Raw genomic sequence first — 4,597 nt, 5'->3', positions numbered from 1 at the left:
TGCCTGCTGATGTTTAGAAAGGTTTATCATGAAATTAAAACAAATTACTAAGAAAGACGGTTCTACCGTTTATCGCTCAACTATTTATCTAGGTATAGACCAAGTAACAGGAAAAAAGGTAAAAACTAGCATAACAGGACGAACTCAAAAAGAGGTCAAACAGAAATCTCAGCAAGCTATTACAACATTCAGAGAAAATGGCTCTACCAGAGTTCAAGCCTCAACCATTACTACATATAAAGAACTGGCAAACCTCTGGTGGGAAAGCTACAAACATACTGTGAAGCCAAATACTCAGGACTATACAAGAAAGGTACTTAATACACATATTCTGCCACTCTTTGGTGATTATAAGCTAAACAAACTGACAACACCACTCATTCAGTCAATTATCAATAAGATAGCAGAAAAAACTAATAAAGGAGAACCTGGAGCATATCTCCATTATGACAAAATACACGCTTTAAACAAACGTATTTTACAGTATGGTGTAGTTATGCAAGCTTTACCATTTAACCCAGCTCGTGAGGTTATATTACCCCGAAACAGTCAAAAATCAAAGCATCAAAAGATTAAGCATTTTGATAATCAAGAACTAAAGACTTTCCTTGATTACCTAAATAGCTTAGATAGTAACAAATACCGTCTATATTATGAAGTAACACTATACAAATTTCTACTTGCCACTGGTTGCCGTATCAATGAAGCACTAGCTCTGTCATGGTCTGATATAGACTTTGATAATGCTATTGTCCATATTACTAAGACACTTAACTATAAGCAGGAAATTAATAGCCCTAAATCACACTCAAGCTATCGAGATATAGATATAGATATCCAGACCATAAATATGCTAAGACAGTACAAACTACGACAAACACAAGAGGATTGGAAATTAGGGCGTTCGGAAATGGTAGTGTTTTCTGACTTTATTCATGAGTATCCAAATAACAGAACACTTCAAACTAGGTTAAGAACTCATTTCAAACACGCTAAAGTCAATAATATAGGCTTTCATGGTTTCCGACATACTCATGCTAGTTTACTGCTAAACTCTGGAATTCCTTACAAGGAACTACAGCACCGTTTAGGTCATTCTCAACTATCTATGACCATGGATATCTATAGTCACCTTTCTAAAGAAAATGCTAAAAAAGCTGTCTCCTATTTTGAAACAGCTCTAGAAAATCTTTAGAGGGGGAATAAAAAGGGGAATAAATTCAGAAATAATATTTTAGAACAAACAAAAAAGCCCATAACAACGGGCTTTTCGATACAATAATCTTAAAATTAAAGCATTTTGTTGTAGCTTTCTTTGGTCTAATTGAGGGGTTTTAGTTTCTAATATTATTTTAGGATGTTGAAAACTCCACTTCCTGAATCAAGAATTCTTTTTATAGTTGCATTTAAAGTGTTTGGACAGAATTTTGCTATCCGATAAATTTTTTTGGGAGGTAAGTCAGCAAAAGTGGTTTCTGAAGAATCTGTCTAAAAAACAAGTATTATTTCCCTAAGTACCATTTAAAGAAATTACCATTTGCATAGCGTAAAAAAGCTAATCAGATAATAGATTGTCATCAATTTTAAGACATGAAGTTGTCATTTATTTAAAATGCTTAAAAATTAAAGAAATGCTTGAAATCAAGGTTTTTGCATGCTAAGATTGTTATCTGGGTGAAGGGTTGGTCAAACAGCTCAACCAACCTTTTACCGCCTACAGCAGCAAATTGGACTCGTTGTTAGCCAGTTAGAGCTAACCAAACAAATAGTGAGGGATTTATGATTAAAAACAAAGAGAATGGTTTTATTGGCAAAGCAGTAATCAGCTTGATTGCTACTTTGGGGACTCTAGCTCTATTCATGGGTACCAGTGGAGCTTCAGCTGATGTCAAAGAAGCTCCAAAACTTGATTTAGATGCTAATCAAACTAAAGTTCAAACCGTTAGTGATGAGGAATTGAAGACTCATGATGGACAAGCTCAAGAGACGAAGAAGCAAGAAACACCTGGACAAAAACAGCCAGAAACTGAAGGAACTAAAGTTTCAGATGAGGAAACTCCTGACTACATCGTTATCACTGAAGTAGTGGACTCATCGGAGCATAAGCAGGACGCTAATCAAGAGGTTGATGGTGTCGCTCAAACGCTTAACCCAGACTTGTTGAATGAGATTTTAGCTCAAACTAGCGAAGTTGGAGAATACCAGATTTATGTCAAGAATGCTGATGAGCTATTAATTTCAGGACCGGTACCTATCCAAACAGCGAATGAAGACGTGAATTACCCTAATTTAGAAAGTTCATTAAATTCAGCGAGCATCTACTTAGGTCAAAAGAATCGCTATAAATTGGCCAACGAAGAAGACGCACAGTCAGGTCTTGCTTTGGTTGAAGAATAAAATTTTTATATGACTATCTTAAAAAGACTTGGATTTCTTGTCCAAGTCTTTTGTATGTTATGACTGAATTGTTAATAGAAAAAAGGAACTGCGAGATTCCTTTTCATTTTTTAGAATGGCAATTTACCGGCAAAGGCACCCATTGATTTTTTAGTCGCTTCGTCAATTTGTCCAAGAGCATCGTTAAGTGCTTGAACAGTCATATCTTGAAGTGTTTCCACATCATCAGGATCCACGACAGCATCAGCAAAAGTGATGTTAACCACTTTTTTGTCACCAGTCAATTCAGCAACAACCAAGTCTTGTGCTGATTTTCCAGTGAAGGTTGTAGCAGCCAACTCAGCTTGGCTTTTTTCCATTTGTTTCTGAAGCTTTTGAGCTTGCTTCATCATGTTCTGCATGTTCATCATAATAGTTTCTAGATTCCTTTCATATCAAGGGCTTAGCCCTTGTTTCTTAAATTTCACTGCCCACTTCTGACCAGAAATAAGTAGTATAAAAATCTTAACTATTATACCATGTTTAGCTTGATTGACAAAGTGGGGAGAGGCGTTGGAGAAATTTATAAAGACTTGATTTTTTCTTATTCATAACAAATGTTAGAGTAATTACAAATCATTAAATTGTAAGACCTATGATAAATACGGTACAATGGTTTATTGTTAATCCAGTCAAAATTCGATTGGAGATAAAAAGGAAAGAGAAGATGACAATGCAAAAAAGCAATATTTTAGGGATTTTTGTAGGACTATTTATGGGGCTGGTTACAGTCTTAGGAATGAGCCTATTTACTTTTATTAATATAAAATTTAACTCTGTTTATTATGCTCAACATATTCCTCATAAGGAGGGGACAGAGCCAGATCTCGTTATGTTGGTAGAGAATATGGGATGGATTTATACGCCGGAGATTGATGGTATTCGATACGACGATGATGGAACAAATGCTATTATAAATACTAAAAGCAAATCTTTTTTAACAAAAAGTTCAGGAAGTTTTTTATATGATAAAGATAATATGACTATCGGTTTTGACAGTACGTTTAGATTTGAGGACGTCAGTTATTTTTCAGAAGAAGCAAAAAGAACTAAAGTTAATGAATCACAAATTAAACGAGAGATTAGGGAAGATTTTTCTCCAATTATGAAGGTTCAAACAAAACCTTTTATCAATCTTCAATGGTTGTTTAATTTAATTTATCAAAGTAGGTTTAACTAGAGAAAAAGGAAAGAGAAGATGACAAAGCAAAAAAGAAATACACTAGCGATTTTTGTAGGACTAGTTATAGGGCTGGTTACAGTCTTAGGAATGAGCCTATTTACTTTTATTAATATAAAATTTAACTCTGTTTATTATGCTCAGCATATTCCTCATAAAGAGGGAACAGAACCGGACATCATTATGCTGATGGAGAATATGGGTTGGGCCTATACACCGGAAATAGATGGTATTAGCTATGATGATGATGGAATGTACGCTATAACTAGAAATAAAGGAACGAAAACGTCTATATTAGGTCTTTCAGGTGATACTCTATATTTTAGTTCGGCATCTGGTGATGGCTATCTTTTAAATCGTAATTTTTCTATCCAAGATGCTTTTGATGAACATTATCACAAGATTAAGTATAAGCAACGAAAAGTCAAAAAAGAAATTAGAGAGACCGTCCAACCAGTGATTGATGCTCAAGCAAAACCATTGATCAATCTTCAATGGTTGTTTAATTTACTTTATCAAAGTAGGTTTAATTAGAGAAAAGGAAAGAGAAGATGACAATGAAAAAAAGCAATATTTTAGGGATTCTTGTAGGACTAGTTATAGGGCTGTATACAGTCTTGGGAATGAGCCTATTTACTTTTATTAATATTAAATTTAACTCTGTTTATTATGCTCAGCATATTCCTCATAAAGAGGGAACAGAACCGGACATCATTATGCTGATGGAGAATATGGGTTGGGCCTATACACCGGAAATAGATGGTATTAGCTATGATGATGACGGATCGTATGCTATAACTAGAGAAAAAGGAACTAAAACGTCTGTATTAGATCTTTCAGGTGATACTCTATTCTTTTTCCTGGACTCAGGTGAAAGTTATCTTCTTAATCGTAATTTTTCTATCCAAGATGCTTTTGACAAACGTTATCACAAGATAAAATATAATCAACGAAAAGTCAAAAAAGAAATTAGAGAGACCG

6 protein-coding genes are annotated in these 4,597 nt (G+C 34.5%); 5 read left to right on the top strand and 1 reads right to left on the bottom strand.

What is annotated here, in order from left to right; genetic code table 11:
- Positions 1-28: 28 nt before the first annotated feature.
- Both HMPREF2697_RS06680 and HMPREF2697_RS06675 read left to right on the top strand, forming a co-directional pair.
- Positions 29-1,195 carry a tyrosine-type recombinase/integrase gene (locus HMPREF2697_RS06680; protein ID WP_070850073.1) on the top strand — a complete coding sequence of 389 codons (1,167 nt, stop codon included), beginning with the start codon at positions 29-31 and terminating at the stop codon, positions 1,193-1,195.
- A 584-nt stretch (positions 1,196-1,779) separates the two neighbouring features.
- Positions 1,780-2,397, top strand: coding sequence for a hypothetical protein (locus tag HMPREF2697_RS06675; RefSeq protein ID WP_070850071.1), 618 nt, complete (start codon positions 1,780-1,782; stop codon positions 2,395-2,397).
- Positions 2,398-2,507: 110 nt separating this feature from the next.
- Here the strand turns inward: HMPREF2697_RS06675 and HMPREF2697_RS06670 are convergent, their stop codons facing one another.
- The gene (locus HMPREF2697_RS06670; protein WP_002884818.1) at positions 2,508-2,807 is read right to left on the bottom strand and encodes a YbaB/EbfC family nucleoid-associated protein; all 300 of its coding nucleotides are present in this window, start codon (positions 2,805-2,807) and stop codon (positions 2,508-2,510) included.
- A 296-nt stretch (positions 2,808-3,103) separates the two neighbouring features.
- Here HMPREF2697_RS06670 and HMPREF2697_RS06665 point away from each other — a divergent pair, with 296 nt between their 5' ends.
- The 3 genes from HMPREF2697_RS06665 to HMPREF2697_RS06655 all read left to right on the top strand — a co-directional run.
- On the top strand, positions 3,104-3,616 hold the full coding sequence (locus HMPREF2697_RS06665) for a hypothetical protein (protein ID WP_070850069.1): 513 nt from the start codon (positions 3,104-3,106) through the stop codon (positions 3,614-3,616).
- 18 nt (positions 3,617-3,634) lie between these two features.
- A complete protein-coding gene (locus HMPREF2697_RS06660; protein WP_070850068.1) occupies positions 3,635-4,150 on the top strand; it encodes a hypothetical protein in 516 nt (171 codons plus the stop codon).
- Between the two features lie 23 nt (positions 4,151-4,173).
- Positions 4,174-4,597: hypothetical protein (locus HMPREF2697_RS06655; RefSeq protein WP_070850174.1), on the top strand; the 424-nt coding region annotated here is incomplete at its 3' end.

It is taken from the genome of Streptococcus sp. HMSC064D12 (assembly GCF_001837205.1).
GTDB lineage: Bacteria > Bacillota > Bacilli > Lactobacillales > Streptococcaceae > Streptococcus > Streptococcus salivarius_D.
This window is presented reverse-complemented; position numbering and strand designations above follow the sequence as displayed.